Source organism: Enterococcus innesii (assembly GCF_022846515.1).
GTDB lineage: Bacteria > Bacillota > Bacilli > Lactobacillales > Enterococcaceae > Enterococcus_D > Enterococcus_D innesii.
In genome coordinates this window covers 469,877-490,368 of record NZ_AP025635.1, presented here as the reverse complement: position 1 = coordinate 490,368, position 20,492 = coordinate 469,877, and the positions used below count along the sequence as shown (strand labels likewise).

General features: G+C 43.8%; 21 protein-coding genes, 1 tRNA gene and 1 other annotated feature. Of the genes, 18 read left to right on the top strand and 4 right to left on the bottom strand.

Annotated elements, in window-relative coordinates; translation table 11 throughout:
• Positions 1–175: 175 nt before the first annotated feature.
• The 3 genes from ENLAB_RS02355 to ENLAB_RS02345 form a co-directional block, all read right to left on the bottom strand.
• Positions 176–616 carry a nucleoside deaminase gene (locus ENLAB_RS02355; RefSeq protein ID WP_244352412.1) on the bottom strand — a complete coding sequence of 147 codons (441 nt, stop codon included), beginning with the start codon at positions 614–616 and terminating at the stop codon, positions 176–178.
• Positions 617–808: 192 nt separating this feature from the next.
• Positions 809–882 (bottom strand) — tRNA-Arg (locus tag ENLAB_RS02350).
• A gap of 145 nt (positions 883–1,027) precedes the next feature.
• Positions 1,028–1,726, bottom strand: a complete 699-nt coding sequence (locus ENLAB_RS02345; protein WP_195264995.1) for an O-methyltransferase — start codon at positions 1,724–1,726, stop codon at positions 1,028–1,030.
• Positions 1,727–2,303: 577 nt separating this feature from the next.
• Here ENLAB_RS02345 and ENLAB_RS02340 point away from each other — a divergent pair.
• Genes ENLAB_RS02340 through leuD form a run of 4 tightly spaced genes read left to right on the top strand, consistent with a single transcriptional unit; the run spans position 2,304 to position 6,835 of the window.
• On the top strand, positions 2,304–3,824 hold the full coding sequence (locus ENLAB_RS02340) for a 2-isopropylmalate synthase (protein WP_077454347.1): 1,521 nt from the start codon (positions 2,304–2,306) through the stop codon (positions 3,822–3,824).
• Positions 3,821–4,885 (top strand): 3-isopropylmalate dehydrogenase, encoded by a 1,065-nt coding sequence (gene leuB / locus ENLAB_RS02335; RefSeq protein WP_244352410.1) that lies wholly within the window; start codon positions 3,821–3,823, stop codon positions 4,883–4,885. Before ENLAB_RS02340 ends, leuB begins: the two co-directional genes overlap by 4 nt.
• Complete coding sequence (leuC, locus tag ENLAB_RS02330) at positions 4,866–6,248, top strand: 3-isopropylmalate dehydratase large subunit (RefSeq protein ID WP_244352408.1); 1,383 nt, start codon at positions 4,866–4,868, stop codon at positions 6,246–6,248. The genes leuB and leuC overlap by 20 nt, the downstream gene beginning before the upstream one ends.
• Positions 6,248–6,835, top strand: a complete 588-nt coding sequence (gene leuD / locus ENLAB_RS02325) for a 3-isopropylmalate dehydratase small subunit (protein ID WP_244352407.1) — start codon at positions 6,248–6,250, stop codon at positions 6,833–6,835. The genes leuC and leuD overlap by 1 nt, the downstream gene beginning before the upstream one ends.
• A gap of 17 nt (positions 6,836–6,852) precedes the next feature.
• Here the strand turns inward: leuD and ENLAB_RS02320 are convergent, their stop codons facing one another.
• The gene (locus ENLAB_RS02320) at positions 6,853–7,506 is read right to left on the bottom strand and encodes a uracil-DNA glycosylase (protein ID WP_081118056.1); all 654 of its coding nucleotides are present in this window, start codon (positions 7,504–7,506) and stop codon (positions 6,853–6,855) included.
• A 169-nt stretch (positions 7,507–7,675) separates the two neighbouring features.
• Positions 7,676–7,746 (top strand) — a sequence feature (ribosomal protein L21 leader region).
• Positions 7,747–7,765: 19 nt separating this feature from the next.
• Between ENLAB_RS02320 and rplU the strand changes: the two genes are divergently transcribed.
• From rplU to ENLAB_RS02250, 14 genes are all read left to right on the top strand, one after another.
• Positions 7,766–8,074, top strand: a complete 309-nt coding sequence (gene rplU, locus ENLAB_RS02315) for a 50S ribosomal protein L21 (protein WP_005225751.1) — start codon at positions 7,766–7,768, stop codon at positions 8,072–8,074.
• Between the two features lie 26 nt (positions 8,075–8,100).
• Entirely contained in the window at positions 8,101–8,445 is a 345-nt protein-coding gene (locus ENLAB_RS02310) for a ribosomal-processing cysteine protease Prp (protein WP_005225752.1), read from the top strand.
• A gap of 12 nt (positions 8,446–8,457) precedes the next feature.
• Entirely contained in the window at positions 8,458–8,751 is a 294-nt protein-coding gene (gene rpmA / locus ENLAB_RS02305) for a 50S ribosomal protein L27 (protein WP_003126181.1), read from the top strand.
• 109 nt (positions 8,752–8,860) lie between these two features.
• Positions 8,861–9,325: a GNAT family N-acetyltransferase gene (locus ENLAB_RS02300; RefSeq protein ID WP_140964932.1), complete on the top strand. Its 465-nt coding sequence runs from the start codon at positions 8,861–8,863 to the stop codon at positions 9,323–9,325.
• Between the two features lie 461 nt (positions 9,326–9,786).
• Positions 9,787–10,722, top strand: a complete 936-nt coding sequence (locus tag ENLAB_RS02295; protein ID WP_244352405.1) for a phosphate/phosphite/phosphonate ABC transporter substrate-binding protein — start codon at positions 9,787–9,789, stop codon at positions 10,720–10,722.
• 91 nt (positions 10,723–10,813) lie between these two features.
• Positions 10,814–11,602 carry a phosphonate ABC transporter ATP-binding protein gene (gene phnC / locus ENLAB_RS02290; protein WP_016610305.1) on the top strand — a complete coding sequence of 263 codons (789 nt, stop codon included), beginning with the start codon at positions 10,814–10,816 and terminating at the stop codon, positions 11,600–11,602.
• Complete coding sequence (gene phnE, locus ENLAB_RS02285) at positions 11,599–12,381, top strand: phosphonate ABC transporter, permease protein PhnE (RefSeq protein WP_005235330.1); 783 nt, start codon at positions 11,599–11,601, stop codon at positions 12,379–12,381. The genes phnC and phnE (ENLAB_RS02285) overlap by 4 nt, the downstream gene beginning before the upstream one ends.
• Positions 12,378–13,169: a phosphonate ABC transporter, permease protein PhnE gene (gene phnE, locus ENLAB_RS02280; protein ID WP_244352403.1), complete on the top strand. Its 792-nt coding sequence runs from the start codon at positions 12,378–12,380 to the stop codon at positions 13,167–13,169. Before phnE (ENLAB_RS02285) ends, phnE (ENLAB_RS02280) begins: the two co-directional genes overlap by 4 nt.
• Positions 13,170–13,314: 145 nt before the next feature.
• The gene (locus tag ENLAB_RS02275; protein WP_244352401.1) at positions 13,315–14,223 is read left to right on the top strand and encodes a diacylglycerol/lipid kinase family protein; all 909 of its coding nucleotides are present in this window, start codon (positions 13,315–13,317) and stop codon (positions 14,221–14,223) included.
• A 95-nt stretch (positions 14,224–14,318) separates the two neighbouring features.
• Positions 14,319–14,852: a GNAT family N-acetyltransferase gene (locus ENLAB_RS02270; RefSeq protein ID WP_081118061.1), complete on the top strand. Its 534-nt coding sequence runs from the start codon at positions 14,319–14,321 to the stop codon at positions 14,850–14,852.
• 180 nt (positions 14,853–15,032) lie between these two features.
• The gene (locus ENLAB_RS02265; protein WP_244352399.1) at positions 15,033–17,855 is read left to right on the top strand and encodes a sigma-54-dependent transcriptional regulator; all 2,823 of its coding nucleotides are present in this window, start codon (positions 15,033–15,035) and stop codon (positions 17,853–17,855) included.
• 229 nt (positions 17,856–18,084) lie between these two features.
• On the top strand, positions 18,085–18,579 hold the full coding sequence (locus ENLAB_RS02260) for a PTS sugar transporter subunit IIB (RefSeq protein WP_026008065.1): 495 nt from the start codon (positions 18,085–18,087) through the stop codon (positions 18,577–18,579).
• A 68-nt stretch (positions 18,580–18,647) separates the two neighbouring features.
• Complete coding sequence (locus ENLAB_RS02255; RefSeq protein ID WP_096741307.1) at positions 18,648–19,640, top strand: mannose/fructose/sorbose PTS transporter subunit IIA; 993 nt, start codon at positions 18,648–18,650, stop codon at positions 19,638–19,640.
• A 30-nt stretch (positions 19,641–19,670) separates the two neighbouring features.
• Positions 19,671–20,474 (top strand): PTS mannose/fructose/sorbose transporter subunit IIC, encoded by an 804-nt coding sequence (locus tag ENLAB_RS02250; RefSeq protein ID WP_081118064.1) that lies wholly within the window; start codon positions 19,671–19,673, stop codon positions 20,472–20,474.
• The last annotated feature ends 18 nt before the right edge of the window (positions 20,475–20,492 follow it).

Below are 20,492 nucleotides of genomic sequence, written 5' to 3'. Positions count from 1 at the left end.
AAACCTAGTCTAAAAATATTCTGCATGTTTAGTTGGTTTTGATATGTTACAAATAACAACTCAAAAAGTTATTTTTCGAGAAAATATATGACAAAATTAATTAATAAACATGCAATTAAGAATTTATCTATATTTGGAATTATTTCTGGAGGGGGAGTACTGACAATTTGTTAGTCTAAATAAAATAGTCTTTGATTTCGTCAATCAGGAAATCCTTTTCTAAAACAACCTCATGAATATAGGCACCACTTTGAAGAACCTCAGCGCAAGATATAAATGACCAGTTTTGTTCATTTCCACGATAAGTAGGATTGTTTGAATAAACAACGCCATCTAATTCTGACCAGATAATTGCAGCGCTACACAAAGGGCAAGGTTCGAAAGTACTATATATCCAATAGCCTTTTGGCAGAGTATGTTTCTTAAGAAGCTGACAAGCTTTTCTTATGGCAATTACTTCAGCATGAGCAGTTGGGTCATGGTCTTCAAGAACACGTGTTTTCCCGATGGCTACAATATTATGGTCGGGATCTATAACAGCAGCAATAATAGAATGTTCTGTTCGCTGTAACTCAATTAAGGATTGCATGATGTGTTCATCTGGATGTTTTTTCATATTCGATCCTCCTGCACCTATGATAGCACGTATTTTTCATTCGAGATAGTAAGTGCCAAAGACATTATCTAATGTGATTTTAGATAGCTGAAAAATAGGATTTGGGTAACGATAAACTTATCTAGAAAAATGAAAAAATCGCTAGGAATCAAGATTCCTAACGATCTGCTAACGCTATGCACGATAATATAACGTTCCAGGAGGGATTCGAACCCCCGACCGTTCGCTTAGAAGGCGAATGCTCTATCCGGCTGAGCTACTGGAACAAATAATTTTCAGCGAATGCTCACTTCGCCTAAGCTGTTGAAATCAATCAGCAACAAATAACATTATAGAAAAAGGGCGCAGCAATGTCAATCGCTTTTCGCCCTTTTCTTATTTTTTCTTTGGAAAAAGGAAGCGCAGCTGCCCTCAACCTTTCTCAGGTTCCTCAAGTATTACGCTATCGGCTTCTTTCGTAATGAGAATCACGCCATCTCCTAAAGGGACGAGGGTGGAGGTCAACTGAGGATGGTTCATCACGGTATCCAAGAAAAGATTCAATTTACGATGGATCGCTCGCTGGTTGCGCGGGATTTCTTCGATGGGTTGTAGAATCGTTCCAGCTTGAAACACGTCATCCACCATCAGCACACCGCCTTTACGTAATAGACGCAGACATTCTGGTAAAAATTCAATGTATTTCGATTTGGCGCTGTCCATGAAGATAAAATCATAAGGGCCACTCAATGTAGGCAGGACGTCTGCCGCTTGTCCTTCTAAGAGCGTGATTTTGTCTTCATTTCCTAAGCGAGCATAGGTTTCTTTGGCTCTGCGGATCATGACGTCAAAGCGATCGATCGTTGTGACATGCCCCTCTTTCACACATTGTGCCATCAAGCTTGAAGAAAAACCGATCGCTGTGCCGATCTCAAGGATTTCTTTTGGCTGAAGCTGTCCCAATAAAAACTGCAAAAATACCACAGTTTCATGTGGGATGATTGGCACTTCTTTTTCATGAGCGGCTTGCTCGATTTCACCAAGTTCGCCGGGTAATTGTTTTTGTTTTTCACGCATAAACGCCACTAGTTCTGGTTTGACTACTGGACGATGCATCATTTCGTTGCGCATCTTCATCCTCCTAATTTATCGTTGCCCCTTATTATACGAATAACTTACCTTAAGTTCAATCTTTTCGAGTCTTTGGGAACAACAAAAAAACCAGTCATACGACTGGCAGGATAAAGGGGTGAAAAAATATTTTTGGGATATTTCTATCATAACGGTGCTATGTGGAGTTTTGGTTAAAATCCTGTGAAGATCTCGTCAGGTTCTGCTTAAATTTTCATCAAGGAAGAAAAGCAACCCATCATCTGGGTGAAAACGAACTTTTTATCGAAATATTCAGAAAATTCAGGGAAAAGTGTTGACAGAGGAACCTGCTGTTTGGTATCTTCATAACAAGATAAAAAAAGTGATAGGTGACGACGATGGATAAACGATTGAAACAAACAGCAGCATTTTTATTATTATTATCGTAAGGACTCTTTTTCTATGACCCGCCTTTTTAAGGCATCATTTGAAGAGTCCTATTCGCATTGCATGAAGGAAACCCTTTATGGAGTGCTTTTTTTATACCATTTTTTCAATGGTGTTTGAATGATATCGAGCCAATCGTGCATCTACAAAAGCTTAGGAGGAACTAGTGATGAGAAAAATCCAGTTTTTTGATACGACATTGAGAGACGGTGAACAGACCCCAGGCGTCAACTTCAATACGAAAGAAAAGGTTCAATTGGCGCTGCAATTGGAAAAATGGGGGATCGATACGATCGAAGCAGGCTTTCCGATTGCATCAGAAGGAGACTTCCAAGCAGTCCAAGCGATTGCTGGGGCGGTGACGAGGATGACCGTTGCAGGACTTGCCCGTTGTCAGAAAAAAGACATTGATCGTGCTTATGAAGCTCTTCATCAAGCCAGCGATCCGCAAATCCATGTCTTTCTAGCAACCAGTGAGGTGCATCGCCAGTACAAGCTGAATATGACGAAAGCAGAAGTACTCGCTTCCATCAAAGAACATGTGGCTTATGCCCGTGAACGCTTTGAAAAAGTTCAATTCTCGCCAGAAGATGCCACCCGCACCGACAAGGCCTTCTTGCTTGAGGCGGTTCAAACAGCGATTGATGCCGGCGCGACGATCATCAATGTGCCCGATACAGTAGGGTTTACCAATCCTACGGAATATGGTGCGCTTTTCGCCTATTTAATCGCCAATATCAAGAGTGAGCAGCCGATCATTTTTTCTTCCCATTGTCATGATGACTTGGGAATGGCGACAGCCAATGCGCTGGCAGCTATCGAAAATGGTGCTGATCGGGTGGAAGGAACGATCAACGGGATCGGCGAGCGAGCGGGCAATACCGCATTAGAAGAAGTGGCCTTGGCGTTGCATATTCGCAATGATTTCTATCAGGCTAGCTCCAACATCAAATTAAATGAAACGAAACGCACCAGCGATTTGGTAGCGCGTTTGTCAGGAATCACGGTACCGAAAAACAAAGCGATTGTCGGCGGCAATGCCTATGCCCATGAATCTGGGATTCATCAAGATGGCGTCTTAAAAAATCCTGAGACCTACGAAATCATTACCCCACAGTTGGTGGGGGTAGAAACCAACTCGTTGCCTTTAGGCAAACTTTCTGGCCGCCATGCCTTCGTCGATAAAATGCAGCAACTGGGGTACCAGTTTGACCAAGAAGAAACCAACGAATTGTTTAAACGTTTCAAAGAGTTAGCAGATAAAAAGAAACAAGTGACCGAACAAGATTTGCTGGCTTTGGTGGCTGATCAAGGCCGCAGTCAAGAAGGCGGCTGTGAGTTGGACGCCGTTCAGCTACAATATGTGTCCAATGGCCATCAAGGAGCGGTGGTTTCTATCATCAAAGATGAGGAAAAACAAGTGGCATCAGCTATCGGTGCCGGCAGTATCCAAGCAATCTACAACTCGATCGATCAGATTTTCCAGCAGCAGCCAAAGCTGTTGAATTATGAGATCACTGCCTTGACCAGTGGGGAAGATGCGCAAGCCGAAGTGCACGTGGTCATTGAATGTCAGGATACCAATGAAAAAATCAGCGGGATTGGCTTAGACTTTGATGTCTTGCAGGCATCAGCCAAAGCCTATGTGCAGGCCAGCGCTGCATTGAAGAAACGAGGTGTCCTTGTTTGAAAAAGATCGTTGTTTTAGCAGGAGATGGCATTGGACCAGAAATTATGGACAGTGCCCTTGCGGTATTGAAAGCGGCTTGTCCTGACCATCTCCAGTGCTTTCATTTTGACCAGCGACCATTTGGTGGTGCGGCGCTGGCACTTACTGGAGAGCCATTGCCACAAGAAACACTACAAGCTTGCCAACAGGCGGATGCGATCCTTTTAGGAGCCATTGGTGATCCAGTTTGGGAAAACGCACCGATAACACCCGAGAAAGGACTTTTGAATTTGCGTCAAGCGTTAGGGCTATACGCCAATATTCGACCCATCAAAGTAGTTGATGCGGTGATTGCTTTGTCTCCCATTAAAGAAGCGATCCTTCGGGGGACAGATTTTGTCATCGTTCGTGAGTTGACTGGCGGTATCTATTTTGGCGAAAAAGCAGAAAAACCTGAAGAAGCCTACGACATCAATCATTATCATCAAGCAGAGATTCGACGGATTTTGCGTAAAGCCTTTGAGATCGCCCGCACGCGGAAGAAGCGGGTTCTCTCTGTCGATAAAGCAAATGTGTTGGCGACTAGCCGACTTTGGCGCCGGTTAGCGGAAGAAACGGCACAGGAATTCCCAGATTGTCAGTTGACTCATCAATATGTTGATTCCGCCGCTATGAAAATCATCCAAAATCCCAAAGACTTTGATGTAATCGTGACAGAAAATCTCTTTGGCGACATTTTAAGTGATGAAGCCTCGGTTTTGCCAGGGTCATTAGGAGTGCTGCCTAGCGCAAGTCATGGCGCAGAAGGGGTTTCTTTATATGAACCGATCCATGGCTCGGCACCGGATATCGCTGGGCAAAATTGCGCCAATCCGGTTTCCATGATTTTGTCTGTCGTGATGATGCTAAGAGAGTCCTTTCAAGAGGAAGAGCTGGCGGATACCATCGAAAGTGCTTGTTACGAGGTAATGGATGCGGGGATCTTGACCCGTGATTTAGGTGGTACGGCAACGACAACTGCCTTTACAGAAGCGGTTATTGCACAGTTAGGAGTGAGCAATTATGGGGAAAACGCTGTTTGATAAACTATGGGATCGGCATGTCATCACAGGAGAAGAAGGGCAGGCTCAGCTGCTTTACGTCGATCTGCATATGATCCATGAGGTGACGACACCGCAAGCCTTTGAAGGGTTGCGGCAAGCGGGACGGACAGTCCGTTGTCCCGAAAAAACCTTCGCAACGATGGATCATAATGTGCCTACCAAAGATATTTTTACTATCACCGATCTGGTTGCAAAAAAGCAAATGGATACGTTACGTAAAAACTGTCATGATTTTGGGATCGAATTGTGTGACAATGGCTCTGCCAACCAAGGAATTGTCCATATGGTTGGCCCAGAAGTAGGCTTGACGCAACCAGGAAAAACGATCGTTTGCGGTGATTCCCATACTGCCACCCATGGCGCTTTCGGCGCGATCGCGTTTGGGATCGGTACGAGTGAAGTGGAGCATGTCTTTGCGACGCAAGCCATCTGGCAGAGGAAACCGAAACGGATGGGCGTTGAGATCACCGGTCAGCTACAGCCGGGGGTGTACGCCAAAGATATTATTTTGGCATTGATCGCGACCCATGGCACTGATTTTGGTGGTGGCTATGCCGTAGAATTCTTTGGCGAAACGATCCGTAGCCTGACGATGGAAGAACGCATGACCATTTGCAATATGTCGATCGAAGGTGGGGCGAAAATGGGCTTGATCGCACCTGATGAAACGACCTTTGCTTATGTGAAGGATCGACGCTTTGCGCCACAAGCGTTTGCCAGTGCGGTGGCTGATTGGCAAACCCTTTATACCGATGAAGATGCCAATTATGATACCCTGATCACCTTAGACGCAGCAACCTTAGAACCTTACATCACTTGGGGAACCAATCCAGAAATGGGGGTACCGGTCAGCGAAGCGTTTCCTGAAGTGCGGGATCACAATGATCAGCAAGCCTATGAATATATGGCGCTGCAACCTGGACAGACAGCTGCTGATATCCCCATTGAATACATTTTTATTGGATCGTGTACTAATGGTCGGTTGTCTGATCTGCAAGAGGCAGCGGCGATTTTGAAAGGTCAAACCATCAAAGAAGGGGTCACGGGTATTATCGTTCCTGGTTCACGCCCTGTCCGTAAAGCAGCGGAAGCGATCGGTTTAGACAAAGTCTTTATCGAGGCTGGTTTTGAATGGCGAGAGCCTGGCTGTTCCATGTGCTTAGGAATGAATCCTGATAAAGTACCAGAAGGGGTCCACTGTGCCTCCACGTCAAATCGCAATTTTGTTGGACGGCAAGGGAAAAACGCGCGGACGCACCTCTGTAGTCCAGCGATGGCAGCAGCTGCTGCGATTCATGGTCGTTTTGTCGATGTACGAGAAGTGGTTGGAGGTGTTGGTTAATGGAAGCTTTTACGCAATTTGAAGGTACGACGCTGCCTTTGATGAATGACAATATTGATACCGATCAAATCCTACCGAAAAATTATTTGAAGCGCGTCGAAAAAACGGGGTTTGGCGAATTTTTATTTGACGATTGGCGCTATTTACCGCAACGCAAGCCTAATCCAGCATTTATCTTGAATGATCCAGCATATCAGACCGCTCAAATCCTCATCACTGGTGATAATTTTGGTTCTGGCTCTTCTCGAGAGCATGCGGCTTGGGCGCTGTTGGATTACGGCTTCAAAGCCGTGATTGCTGGTAGCTTCGGTGATATTTTCTATATGAATGCCACCAAAAACGGGCTGCTGCCCATCGAGCTGCCTTTGACTGTTCGCCAAAGGATCGCCTCGCTGCCTGCTTCTGAAAAAATCAGCATCGACTTGCCGAGGCAATGTGTGATCGTTGCCGGGGAGGAGCATTTCTTTGCAATCGATGCTACCTGGAAACACAAATTGATCCACGGTCTCGATGAAATCAGTATCACCTTGCAGGAAGAGGCGAAAATCACCGCCTATGAGCAGACGATTCCAGCGTATTGGCAATAGGGCTAGGGGACTGGTCGTTATTCGTCGGCTGTTATTTGTGAGAGAATGTTTCTTAACCCTCGCCAATCAGCTTCGATTTGCGGAGTCAACGTTCGATTGTAAAAGATCGCAGCGGGATGATACATCGGCACGATCAAATATTCTTTTTCCGACCATTGATAGCCATCCTTTGTCGGATTGCTTTCTTGTATTTTGGAACGGATCACTTCGCCATGGTGGTCTTTGATATAATAGGCGTTGCCTAATAATCGCTGCAGTCCGATATTGCCAACAGTTGCAATGACGGGCGGATCTACAACGGACAACTCGTAGTCAAGCAGCGGTGCGTGTAGCAAGACTTCTTTTTTGGTAGGTGTACGATTGGGATGGACGATCTCATGGGCACCGCTGCGCTTGTTGATCCGTTCTTTGACGGAATATGGGCGGCTGCGGACAGCGCTAGTGATGTAGACATCCTCACGGGTCAAACCGGCTAAAGCCAACGATTTCATCAATTCTTTTCCTGCTTGTCCGCTAAAAGGAATAAAATTCTCGATTTCGGTTCGACCAGGGGCTTCACCAACGATCATCAGTTTTGGCTGCAGCGGTCCTTGACCGGGAACAAATCCTTCCAATGGATAATTGCGGGACGCCTGTTGAACGGCAATGGCTAATTCTTTGGGGTATTGCATGAAAACTCCTCCAATTCTGTTTCACTTGTGCTCTTTCTTCTATAGTAATAGAAAATAAAAAATGCACAAAAGGAAATGACTAGTAGCAAAAGAATTCTGTCTTTTCCCTAATTAGTGATTGACTTTAGGAAAACATTTTGATAAAGTTAATCTGTTGTAATTGTGGACTCCACAGCTACAACCGCACAGAACAAGTAGTAAGTACGAAAGTCACTTGGGATGGCGAGTCTAAGTATATTATAAGGAGGTGCTGTAGAGCATGTACGCAATTATCAAAACTGGTGGGAAACAAGTAAAAGTTGAAGTGGGTCAAGCAATCTACGTTGAAAAATTAGACGTTGAAGCTGGACAAAAGGTTACTTTTGATGAAGTTATCTTAGTAGGTGGCGAATCAACAAAAGTAGGTGCCCCAATCGTTGCAGGAGCAACTGTTGAAGGGACTGTTGAAAAACACGGCAAACAAAAGAAAGTCGTAACTTTCAAATACAAACCTAAAAAACATTCACACCGTAAACAAGGTCACCGTCAACCTTACACAAAAGTTGTTATTGACGCGATCAACGCTTAATTCTTACGAAAAGCAGGGTAACGAATATGATCAAAGGGACATTCAAACGAAATGACTCTGGTCGGATTGTTTCTTTTGAACTGGCTGGACACGCACAAGCAGGAGAATACGGCAAAGACATCGTCTGTGCTGCAGCATCCGCTTTAGCGATCAGTGCAGTCAATGGGATCGATGCTTTGGCTGGCGTTGCGCCAAAAGTTGAAGCAGATAACGAAAATGGTGGGTACTTATTAGTCACACTGCCTTCTCGTTTGACCCAAGAGCAGTCGAATATCGCACAAATTCTTTTAGAGAATTTGTTGATCGGCTTGCAATCAGTTCAAGAAGAGTACAACGATTATATCCAAATCAAAACTACTAAAGAAAACTAGGAGGTGCATCTCATGTTGATGAAAATGAATTTGCAATTCTTCGCTCACAAAAAAGGTGGGGGTTCTACTTCTAACGGACGTGACTCTCAATCAAAACGTTTAGGTGCGAAACGTGCTGACGGTCAAACCGTTTCAGGCGGATCAATCCTTTATCGCCAACGCGGTACTAAAATTTACCCAGGGGTAAACGTAGGTATCGGTGGAGATGATACATTGTTTGCAAAAGTTGACGGCGTTGTTCGTTTCGAACGTAAAGGCCGCGACAAAAAACAAGTATCTGTTTATCCAGTAGCGCAAGAAGCATAAGAAAATGACATCCAGATTACGTAAAAGTAACCTGGGTGTTTTTTTATACATCAATGAAACCGTTTTAACAAAGTAGTCAATATTAATGACTTTTAAAAGGAGCGAAGCAATGATTCAATTAAAAGAAATCACGAAGGAAAACTATCGTGCGTGTATGAATTTGAAGACAACGAAGGAGCAAGAAGACTTTGTTGCGCCCAATTGGTACTCAATGTTAGAGGCAATCTATGAGGAACCTCGTCAGGCGTTTGCCCTATACAATGAGGAGGAAATGGTCGGCTTTATGCTATTTAGTTTTTACGAGGCGGATGAGGATTATCCAAAAACTTCATGGTGGATCGAGCGGTTTATGATCGCAGAAAAATTCCAAAATCAAGGGTTAGGCACTCAGGCGTTTCTTGCTGGGTTAGATTGGTTCAAAACCCATATCCAAGCGCAAGAATTAAGGATCTCCGCTGTGAATGGCAACGAGATCGCAACGAAGCTTTACGAACGCAATGGCTTTGGTTTGACGGGTGAAATGATTGATAACGAGCATGTACTCTTGTTGCAGCTGTCAACGGATCAAGGATAACGTACTCTTTCTATAGTAAGAGAATGAGTTCAAAAGCAGAGGTTCTTAAGGGAATTCTCTGCTTTTTTTTGTGTTGTTTCGTTCAAAAAAGTGTGCGGGCATCTTCTGGTTAGACGTTTTAAGAAATTTTGTGCACTTAGGGCAAGAATTGCAAGTATATCCATGCTTTGTTCTTCACAAAGTTCCTTTTGCGATTAACGGAATCTTTACACGTTGATAACATAAACCTTATATTCATTTGATACTCTGAGGAAGTAGAACAAATGGAAAGAAACTTTCGAAAAACGTTGATTATTGAGAATCTGCTCACGAATGATTTCTGTCAAAACACGAACATTATCAAAAAAGAAAACGTTCGTAATTCGAAAAAGATTGTTTTTAATTCGTTGGTTTTTTATAATCAAAAAGGAAAGTTCGGAATTCCATGAGTTCGATTTTTTTAATGAAAAGGAGAAAAAGTGATGAAAGTTTGGAAGAAAACGGCAATGTTTGGTTTAGGTTTGGTGGCGGCAGTTACGCTGGCGGCATGTGGCTCAGGTGGAGCAAGCACTGACTCGGCGGCTGAGGAAGCAGGATATGTACCAGAAAAGTTGACCGTTCAATTTGTCCCATCACAAGCAGCAGAAACATTAGAAGCAAAAGCAAAACCACTTGAGCAATTGTTAAGTGATGAATTGGGGATTCCAGTCACAGTGAGTGTTTCCACTGACTACAATACAATCGTTGAAGCAATGGCTTCGAAACAAGTAGATGTCGGCTTTTTACCGCCGAATGCCTACGTTTTAGCAAATGAACAAAGCAATGTTAGGGTACTGTTGCAAGCGCAGCGTTATGGCATCAAGCAGCCTGGTGGCGAATCAACGGATGAATTGGTTGATAGCTATCGTTCAATGATCGTCGTAAAAAGCGGCAGTGACATCAAAGAGTTGGAAGATTTAAAAGGCAAAACGATTGCCACGCAAGATGTTACTTCTTCTGCCGGTTATGTTTGGCCAGTAGCAGAAATGAAAAAAGCAGGCATCGATATCAATACGGATGTGACGACTGTTCAAGTCAAAGGCCATGACCAAGCGGTCTTATCTGTCTTGAATGGCGACGTTGACGCGGCCTTCGTTTTTGAAGATGCCCGTAACACGGTCAAAAATGATTACCCTGAAATCATGGATGAGGTAGAACCAATGTACTTTACCGAACCGATCCCGAACGATACGATCAGTGTTCGCAGCGATATGAGTGAAGAGTGGGACAAAAAAATCCAAGATGCCTTTATCGCGATCGGAAAAGATGAAGAAGGAAAACAAATCATTTCTGATATATACTCGCATGAAGGATACGTTGTTTCACAAGACAGCAATTTCGACATTGTAAGAGAGTATGCGGAACAAGTCGGACAATAATAGATGAATAGATCGGGAGGGTACCGGTACTTGAGGTACCCTTTTCGAATGGACAGCAATTTTTATCTAATGGAAAGAAAGTAGGAGAATCATGGCTCTAGAGAACGAAACGATTATTTCATTTCAAAATGTGACCAAGCAATACCCAAATGGGGTGTTGGGGTTGAAGGATTTGAACATCGATATCAAAAAAGGAGAATTTGTCATCGTCGTGGGTTTATCCGGTGCAGGCAAATCAACGATGTTGCGCTCCATCAATCGACTGCACGAGATTACAAGCGGCGAGATTTTAATCGATAACAAGTCGATCACAAAAGCAAAAGGAAGAGAGCTACGCTTGATTCGTCGAGACATTGGCATGATTTTCCAAAGCTTCAATTTGGTGAAACGTTCGAGTGTCTTGCGAAACGTCTTAACGGGGCGAGTGGCTTATCATCCCACGATCAAAATGCTGCTGGGTCTCTTTCCGCAAGCGGACAAGGAGTTGGCTTATCAATCACTGCAGCGGGTCAACCTTGCAGAAAAAGTTTATACTCGAGCCGATGAATTATCTGGCGGTCAGCAGCAACGGGTTTCGATTGCTCGGGCTTTGACGCAAGAGCCAAAAATTATTTTAGCGGATGAACCGGTTGCATCATTAGATCCATTAACCACTGAAAAAGTCATGAATGACTTAAAACGGATCAATCAAGATCTGGGTATCACTATCGTAGTCAATTTACATTCTGTCCAATTGGCAAGAGAATACGGCACACGGATCATCGGGTTACGAGATGGGGGCTTGGTTTTTGATGGCCCTGTCAGTGAAGCGACTGATCAGCGATTGAAACAGATTTATGGTAGCGAGATCATGGAAGAGCAGGAAGGGGCAGGACAATGACGACAAATACGTTGCCGAAACGCAGCGGACTATGGAAAAATGTTCTGTGGCTCGTCATTTTTTTAGTGGTATTGTTCGTTAGCGGCTCTATTTCTGGCGTTGATTTGGCACGGTTCTTTAGCAACAGCAGTCAAATGAATGTCATTTTACAAAAGATGGCTCATCCTGATTGGGCATATGCCAAAATCATTGTTGAGCCGATTTTGCAAACGATCCAAATGGCGATCATCGGTACAACCTTTGGTGCACTGGCGGCCTTTCCGTTTTCACTTTTAGCAGCACGAAATATCATGACGAATCATTGGATCAGCGGTTGTTTCCGTTTTGTTTTAAATATCATTCGGACAGTACCTGATTTGATGCTGGCGGCTTTATTTGTTGCCATTGTCGGAATCGGTCCCGTAGCCGGGGTGATCTCCATCTCTGTGTTTTCTTTTGGGATGATCACCAAATTGTTTTATGAGTCGATTGAAACGATTGATGAAGGTCCAATCGAAGCGATCACGGCTTCTGGAGGATCGAAGTTTGATATCATCCGCTATGCAGTCGTACCGCAAGTCATGAGCCATTTTCTCAGTTACTTGCTTTATGCCTTTGAGATCAATGTGCGGGCATCGACGATTCTTGGGTATATCGGCGCAGGCGGAATCGGTGTTTTCTTACAACGATCTTTAAGCCAGTTTCGATATGACCAGACGTCGATTATCGTCTTAGTGATTTTTGCAGTTGTTTTGGTGATTGATACCATCAGTAATAGATTAAGGGAGCGATTGTTATGATGTTGCCAGCAGAACCGAAAAAGAAAAAAATACGGAATTGGCTGATCGCAGTAGTCGTTATCTTCCTTTATATTTGGGCTTTCGCTGGTGTACCTTTTGCCGGCGTCAAAGAAAATGTCGGTCAAATTGTCGGCTCAATCTTTTATGGGCTGATCCATCCTGATTGGGGCTATGTTTATACCGGTGATGGCGAAGATTTGATCAGTTTGATGATCGAAACCGTTGCGATCGCCTTTGTGGGTACGTTTTTATCCTCACTATTAAGTATTCCTTTTGCCTTTTGGGCGGCGCGCAGCAAAAATAGTCCTCGCTGGTTATCGGGAGTTGGGAAAATCGTACTGACGGCGATTCGAACGTTTCCAGAAATCGTCTTAGCCATTATGTTTATTAAAACGGTAGGTCCCGGCTCCTTTGCCGGAGTGCTGGCGGTCAGTGTCCATTCCGTTGGGATGTTGGCAAAACTCTATAGCGAAGCGATCGAAAACATGGATCATGGTCCCTCGGAATCCGTCATTAGTGCGGGAGGAAGCCGCTGGGATGTATTAGGCTTTGCGACATTGCCGCAACTGATCCCAGAATTTCTATCTTTTACCTTGTATCGATTTGAACTGGCTGTCCGTTCGGCTTCGATCTTAGGGATCGTAGGGGCAGGCGGGATCGGTACACCGATGATCTTTGCTATCAATGCACGTTCATGGAGCCGCGTGGGGATCATTTTATTGGGGATCGTTGTGACGGTCACGATCATTGATTTTATTTCTGGGCGCTTGCGTAAACGATTGGTTTAATAAAATAAAGTGAGTGCTCGAAAAAACACAGTCTAAATAGGCTGTGTTTTTTTGCAGCGGAGGAGTGGAGGTTGTTTAAGACAGTTTTTGTGAAACTTGTTATACTGGATTTATAGAAAATGAACCTAAACAAGGAGGCTGTTTTATGAAAGCATTATTGATTGTCAATCCAAGTTCTGGTGGTGAACAAGCGAAAGAATTTGAGGAAATGGCAGCAGACAAGTTGCGGGAAAGCTTTGCGGAAGTCGTAGTCAAACATACTGAAAAAGAAGGAGATGCCACGCGTTTTGCCTCTGAAGCGGCAGCAGAATTTGACAGTGTCTTCGCAATGGGCGGTGATGGTACCGTCAATGAAGCGGTCAATGGCTTAGCCCCTCATGACAAACGACCAAATTTCGGTTTCTTCCCGCTGGGAACAGTAAATGATTTAGCCAGAGCATTAGCGATTCCACTAGATCCTAAGGAAGCCATCGAATCATTTGCAGTGGATCGCACCCGCAAAATCGATATTGGGCAGGTCAATCAAGCTTATTTTACCAATGTGGTGGCGATCGGTATGATTCCAGCAGCGATCAACAATGTGGAAGCTGAAGAAAAAACCAAGCTGGGAAAAATGGCCTATTTTGTTTCTGGTCTACGGGAAGTGCGGAAAAATGAAAGTCATCAGTTTGAAGTGATCGCCGAAAATAATGGCGAAAAAACGACGATCGCTGTGGAAAGTAGTACGATGATCGTTGGGTCATCGAATACGATTGGCGGTTTTGAATCTCTTTTACCTAAAGCGAGTACCGATGACGGCAAATTGCATCTGATCTACTTGAAGGATACAAATCTTTGGGAAACTGTCAAAAGTGTGCCTGAGCTTCTCAAAGGAGTTACGGAATCAAATGATGTTCTTGGTTATCAAACCTTTGATAAAGCTGCGATTCGTTTGGAGGATGGGGCAACGATCGAAACGAGTGTCGATGGCGATCCAGGACCTGAGTTGCCAATCACAGTACAGGTGCTGCCACAACATCTCACCGTGTATTGCGGCGCTGAAAAAACCCGCTAAATCATCAATTATTAGGAAACGATCCGTCAAAAGCGGATTGTTTTTTTTCTTTAGAAAGAGTATACTGGAAAAAATTTACTGAAAGAAGGGATTCTATGACGATACGTTCTGCCACCATTGCAGATGCCCAAGCCTTGACAGCAATCTATGCTTATTATGTAGATAATACACCGATTACCTTTGAAACGGAGGTGCCTACGGTTCAAGAATTCGCGGAACGCATCGCCAAGACCTTGAAACGCTACCCGTATCTCGTTGCAGAAGAGGCTGGTGAAATCGTCGGTTATGCCTATGCATCAGCCTATAAAGAACGAGCAGCCTATGATTGGACCGTTGAAGTAACCGTTTATTTAGCCCCGGATGCAAAAGCAAAAGGGCTCGGTACCGCTCTTTACCAAGCGCTTGAGGAAAAATTAAAAGCGCAAAACGTGGTCAATCTGACTGCGTGTATTACAGGAGGCAATCAACAAAGCGAGGCTTTTCATGAGAAACTTGGGTATCGGAAAGTTGCTGATTTTGCGCATGTCGGCTATAAGTTCAATCAATGGCACGATGTGATATGGATGCAAAAAGAACTACAACGATTTCCAGACCAGGTGCCAGCGTTCATTCCTAATGAAAAAGCCTAACGCATCCTGACTTTTGAATATCTTTTTTTGGCAAAATGCTTTATGCTGAAAGTAACAGGTGGAAATTTTTTCTATTGCTACTAAATGCAAAGCATTTTGTTTTTTCTATGTGGAAAAAAGTTGCATTTTTATAGAAAAATGAGTAAAGTATTCAAGTGGAAAAACAAGGAGGCGAAGCTGTTGGGCAAGCGAATCGAACGTATCTATCAATATATCCTTGAAAACACGCGGAGCGGCTTAGGGGAGAAAAAGGGGTTGTCTACTTCGGAAGTTGCCGATCACTTAGCCATTCAGCGCAGTAATGCCAGTAAAGATTTAAATCAGCTTGTCAAAGAAGGACGCGTTGAAAAAAGTGATTCACGTCCTGTGCGCTATTGGGCAGCAGGTATTGACGCAAGCAGTTCTGAAAAGTATGTCCCAAGCTATAAAGAAAATCGTCCCCAAAGGGAAAAAGCTTTCCCTCAGCGAGTACAAGGACAGCCTTCTGACCGGGATATTTTTGCGACAATCATTGGTGCCAATGGCAGTATGAAAAACGCCGTTGAGCAAGCCAAAGCAGCGATTTTGTATCCGCCAAAGGGGCTAAACTGCTTGATTACAGGTCCTACAGGTTCTGGGAAAACCTACTTTGCCCATGCGATGTTTCAGTTTGCCAAAAGCAATCAGGTGATTGCCGAAGACAAAGAATTGATTGTCTTTAACTGTGCGGACTATGCGAATAATCCGGAACTTTTGATGAGTCATTTGTTTGGTTATGTGCGAGGCGCATTTACGGGTGCCGATCAAGAGAAAATCGGTATTATCGATCAAGCAGATGAAAGTATGCTATTTCTCGATGAGATCCATCGCTTACCACCAGAAGGTCAGGAAATGATCTTTTACTTTATGGATCATGGAACCTTCAGTCGTCTAGGAGAGACGGGCAAAAACCATCAAGCGAATGTCCGAATCGTTGGAGCGACTACGGAAGACCCCAACTCAACACTCTTAGATACCTTCACCCGGCGGATTCCCATTAACATTCAATTGCCTTTCTTTGAAAAACGACCGGCGTCAGAAAAAGTCGACCTTGTTCGGGTATTAGTTGGGCAAGAGGCGACCCGCATCCAACGGACGATCACCTTGACAGAGGATGTGGTCAAAGCACTGATCGGCAGTGTTAGTTTTGGGAATATCGGGCAATTGAAGTCGAACGTGCAGCTTGTTTGTGCCCGTGGATTTCTAAACCATATGCAGCAGGATGAAATTGAAATCGATTTATTAGATCTTCCAGAAGGGATCCGTTCAGGGTTGATCGTCTTGGGAAATCGTCGCAATGAGCTGGCAGAGCTTTCAAAGATCCTTGAACCGAAAATCAGTGTTCAGCCGAATCAAAACTTAAACAATATCCAATCAGATTCCTATGAATTGCCTTATAATCTTTACGATATTATCGGCGACAAGGCTGCTTTGCTAAAAGCAGATGGGTTAGACCAAGAGGCGATCAATCATTTTATCTCAACAGATATTAATGTTCACTTAAAGTCTTTTTATAAAGATCACGGGTTTTCCTTTAACTCGGTCAATAAACTAAGTGAGTTTGTCGACCAGAAAGTGATCAGTGTAACAAATCAAATCTACGAGATGGTTCGGCAACGCTTAAATTACGATTTTCAGCAAAACTTTATCTATGCCATGAGCTTACACATCAGCTCCTTTTTGAAAAAAATCCATCTAGGAGAAGAACGACAAACCAATGACAATATTCGTCAGATGGTAGCTGACTACCCGCAAGAGTTTGAAGTCGCCAAAGAAGTCCGCGATTTTATTGGTGATAGTTTCCAAGTGGCGATTCCGGAGAGCGAATCTTATTATTTAGCGGTTCTTCTGGTTTCTCTTAGGACCTCTCATTCCTCTGGGAAAATTGGGGTCGTCGTTGCAGCCCACGGCAACAGCACAGCCAGTAGTATGGTACAAGTGGTCAAACAGTTGCTGGAAGTTGATCAAGTTACCGCGGTGGACATGCCGTTAGATATGCCACCGGCTGTGGCGTTGAAAAAAATCGTGGATAGTGTGCGTGCTGTCAATGACGGTAGCGGAGTGATCCTGTTAGTCGACATGGGGTCTTTAGCGACCTTTAATAATGAGATCCAGCGGGAAACAGGCGTGGCTGTGCGGACAGTCGACATGGTGACCACCTCCATCGTCCTTGAGACGGTCCGTAAAGCATCGGTTATTGGAACGGACCTCGATCAACTGTATGATTCGTTACGGAAGTTCCGTGGATATGGAGCGGTCACTGTGGAAGAACCAGTGACACAAAACCACCACCCTAAAGCGATCTTAGCGGTCTGTGCTTCAGGAAAAGGAACGGCGCAGCGTATCAAAGAATTGATCCAAAGTTCATTGTCAAAACGGCAAAACCAAAATGTTGAAGTGGTGACCTTATCGGTGGCGGATCTAAGAACGGATTTGGAACAGATTCAACAGCGTTATCGATTGATTGCTGCAACGGGGATCATCGATCCCCATATAGATGCGCCATTTATTTCGCTGGAACGTTTTATTGACCAAGATGTCGATCTTTTGTTAGATGATATCCTATTAGAGAATGATTTGAGTTTTGAAGATGAAGTTCAGCTGGATGACCAACAGGCGAAAGCAATCTGCGTCCAGTATCTAGAAGAAAACTTTACGTATATCAATCCGAAAAAAGTGGTCGATCCTTTATGGAAGTTCAGCCAGGAGATCATTCGTGATCTTGAATTAGGGCAAGCGCAGCAAGGCTTTTTGATCAACTTTGTCATGCATAGTGCAGGTATGCTGGAACGAATCATTTTGCGGCAGCCGTTGACAGTTGGGGAGAAAGAGCTAGAGGCGATGCGTTCGGACCCACTTTACGCACTGCTTCATGTCCATGTCCAGTCGTTTAGTCGTTTGATGAATATTGAGATTCCTGATGCGGAAGAGTATTACTTGATGGAACTCGTAAAGAACCATCGGGAAAAAGAGCAATACCAATAATCATGAAAAATAATACAGATACACTAAAAAAGATACAGTATTTTTTAGTGTATCTTTTTTAGTGTATTATTCAAATGCTGATTCTTAAGGTTTTTTCAAGAATAGTGTATCGTAAAAACTTGGCACGCTTCTTGCTTCTATATAAGTGGATACAGGAGGTGATTGAAAAAAGAACAGATCCTCAATATGAAAAGCGGATCGATGGATGTAGGAGGCTTGCACAATGGGAATGGATATACGTCTTGCCCGAATCGACGATCGGTTGATTCATGGTCAGGTCGCCACAGCTTGGTCGAAAATGACTGGTATCAATCGAATCATCGTGGTCAGTGATGAGGTCGCAAATGACCAATTACGGAAGTTTCTCTTGAAAGAAGCTGCTCCACCAGGAATCAAATCTAATGTGGTGACAGTAGCAAAAATGCTTGAGGTGGCGCATAACACATTATTTAATACGCAAAAAGTCATGTTATTATTTACCAACCCTCAAGATGTCGTGACTCTGGTCAAAGGAGGCATTGACATTCGTTCCGTCAATATCGGCGGCATGAGCTTTTCAATGGGAAAACGGATGATCACTAATTTCGTGTCAGTCAATGATCAAGATCTTGCTTCATTGCTTTACTTGCAAAACCAAGGCATTGAAGTGGAGATACGCAAAGTTCCAGCTGATCGTAAAATCTTTTTGAAGGATATTTTGGAAAAAGAAGGTAGTCACCCTTAGTTTTTCGATGTTGTTTTTTCTTTCGTATTCGTGTCACATTTTTCAATTTTGATATAGGAGGTAAAAAGATGGTAGGAATTATCCTAGCAAGTCATGGAGAATTTGCTAACGGCATTTTGCAATCTGGTTCAATGATCTTCGGCGAACAAGAAAATGTTAAAGCTGTTACATTGATGCCAAGTGAAGGTCCAGATGACATCAAGGCAAAAATGCAAGAAGCAATTGCTACATTTGACGATCAAGAAGAAGTATTATTCTTAGTTGATCTTTGGGGTGGTACTCCTTTCAACCAAGCGAACAGCTTGTTTGAAGATCACAAAGACAAATGGGCAATCGTTGCTGGTATGAATTTACCAATGGTGATCGAAGCCTATGCTTCACGTTTTTCAATGAATACAGCGCATGAAATCGCTGCGCATATCGTTGAAACAGCTAAAGAAGGGGTCAAGGTCAAACCAGAAGAACTTGAACCAGAAGAAGCGGCAGCACCAAAAGCAGTGCAAGACGATCAACCTAAAGGATCACTTCCTCCGGGAACTGTTCTAGGCGATGGCAAAATCAAAATCGTACTTGCACGTGTCGATTCACGTTTGTTGCATGGTCAAGTCGCAACAGCTTGGACAAAATCAGTCAATCCATCTCGGATCATCGTTGTTTCTGACGCGGTGGCAAAAGATGACTTGCGTAAAAAACTGATCGAACAAGCAGCTCCTCCAGGAGTAAAAGCGAACGTCATTCCAGTGGATAAAATGATTGAAGTTTCTAAAGACCCTCGTTTCGGGAATACGAAAGCTTTACTTTTATTTGAAAACCCACAAGATGTGTTGCGTGCAGTTGAAGGCGGCGTTGATATCACTGAAGTGAACGTTGGTTCAATGGCTCACTCTGTTGGGAAAGTTGTTGTAAGTAAAGTATTGTCGATGGGTACGGACGATGTGAAGACATTTGAAGATCTAAAAGAACGCGGCATCAAATTCGATGTGCGTAAAGTACCAAATGACTCTCGAGACAACATGGACGAAATCTTACGCAAAGCCAAAAATGAATTGGCAAATAAATAGAAACGTATTCAACTAAATAGGAGGTCTATCATGACTATTATATCTATGGTATTAGTAGTACTCGTTGCCTTTTTAGCTGGTATGGAAGGAATCTTGGATGAATTCCAATTCCATCAACCGCTAATCGCGTGTACTTTGATCGGTTTAGTGACCGGTAATTTGGAAGCATGTATCATTTTGGGCGGATCATTACAAATGATCGCACTTGGATGGGCAAACATCGGTGCCGCTGTTGCACCTGATGCTGCATTGGCGTCTGTTGCATCTGCAATTATTTTAGTTTTAGGTGGACAAGGAACTGCTGGTGTTGATACAGCGATTGCCGTTGCAATCCCTCTAGCTGTTGCTGGTTTGTTCTTGACAATGATCGTTCGTACATTGGCTGTGCCAATCGTTCACTTTATGGATGCGGCTGCTGAAGAAGGCAACATTCGTAAAATTGAAATGTGGCACGTGATCGCTGTATGTATGCAAGGGGTTCGTATTGCGATTCCTGCAGCTGCATTGTTGGCAATCCCTGCTGCAACTGTTCAAAACTTCTTAGAATCAATGCCTGCATGGTTGACGGATGGTATGGCTATCGGTGGTGGTATGGTTGTTGCCGTTGGTTACGCAATGGTTATCAACATGATGGCAACTCGCGAAGTATGGCCATTCTTTATTATCGGTTTCGTTATCGCAGCTATCTCTGAATTGACATTGATCGCTATCGGTGCCTTGGCAGTAGCAATCGCTTTGATCTACTTGAACCTAACTAAAATGGGCGGATCATCAAATGGAGGAGGCGGCAGTAACACTGGCGACCCTCTAGGCGATATCTTGAATGACTATTAGAATCGAAGGAGGAGAAAA

Bases quoted from the DNA above. Each gene is read 5' to 3' on its own strand.
- phnE (WP_005235330.1), top strand. From the start codon at position 11,599: ATGACGACAAATACGTTGCCGAAACGCAGCGGACTATGGAAAAATGTT.
- phnE (WP_244352403.1), top strand. From the start codon at position 12,378: ATGATGTTGCCAGCAGAACCGAAAAAGAAAAAAATACGGAATTGGCTG.
- leuD (WP_244352407.1), top strand. From the start codon at position 6,248: ATGGAAGCTTTTACGCAATTTGAAGGTACGACGCTGCCTTTGATGAAT.
- ENLAB_RS02355 (WP_244352412.1), bottom strand. From the start codon at position 616: ATGAAAAAACATCCAGATGAACACATCATGCAATCCTTAATTGAGTTA.
- ENLAB_RS02320 (WP_081118056.1), bottom strand. From the start codon at position 7,506: ATGCAATACCCCAAAGAATTAGCCATTGCCGTTCAACAGGCGTCCCGC.
- leuC (WP_244352408.1), top strand. From the start codon at position 4,866: ATGGGGAAAACGCTGTTTGATAAACTATGGGATCGGCATGTCATCACA.
- ENLAB_RS02255 (WP_096741307.1), top strand. From the start codon at position 18,648: ATGGTAGGAATTATCCTAGCAAGTCATGGAGAATTTGCTAACGGCATT.
- ENLAB_RS02275 (WP_244352401.1), top strand. From the start codon at position 13,315: ATGAAAGCATTATTGATTGTCAATCCAAGTTCTGGTGGTGAACAAGCG.
- ENLAB_RS02270 (WP_081118061.1), top strand. From the start codon at position 14,319: ATGACGATACGTTCTGCCACCATTGCAGATGCCCAAGCCTTGACAGCA.
- ENLAB_RS02345 (WP_195264995.1), bottom strand. From the start codon at position 1,726: ATGCGCAACGAAATGATGCATCGTCCAGTAGTCAAACCAGAACTAGTG.
- ENLAB_RS02260 (WP_026008065.1), top strand. From the start codon at position 18,085: ATGGATATACGTCTTGCCCGAATCGACGATCGGTTGATTCATGGTCAG.
- ENLAB_RS02295 (WP_244352405.1), top strand. From the start codon at position 9,787: ATGAAAGTTTGGAAGAAAACGGCAATGTTTGGTTTAGGTTTGGTGGCG.
- ENLAB_RS02300 (WP_140964932.1), top strand. From the start codon at position 8,861: ATGATTCAATTAAAAGAAATCACGAAGGAAAACTATCGTGCGTGTATG.
- ENLAB_RS02310 (WP_005225752.1), top strand. From the start codon at position 8,101: ATGATCAAAGGGACATTCAAACGAAATGACTCTGGTCGGATTGTTTCT.
- phnC (WP_016610305.1), top strand. From the start codon at position 10,814: ATGGCTCTAGAGAACGAAACGATTATTTCATTTCAAAATGTGACCAAG.
- ENLAB_RS02250 (WP_081118064.1), top strand. From the start codon at position 19,671: ATGACTATTATATCTATGGTATTAGTAGTACTCGTTGCCTTTTTAGCT.
- ENLAB_RS02340 (WP_077454347.1), top strand. From the start codon at position 2,304: ATGAGAAAAATCCAGTTTTTTGATACGACATTGAGAGACGGTGAACAG.
- rpmA (WP_003126181.1), top strand. From the start codon at position 8,458: ATGTTGATGAAAATGAATTTGCAATTCTTCGCTCACAAAAAAGGTGGG.
- rplU (WP_005225751.1), top strand. From the start codon at position 7,766: ATGTACGCAATTATCAAAACTGGTGGGAAACAAGTAAAAGTTGAAGTG.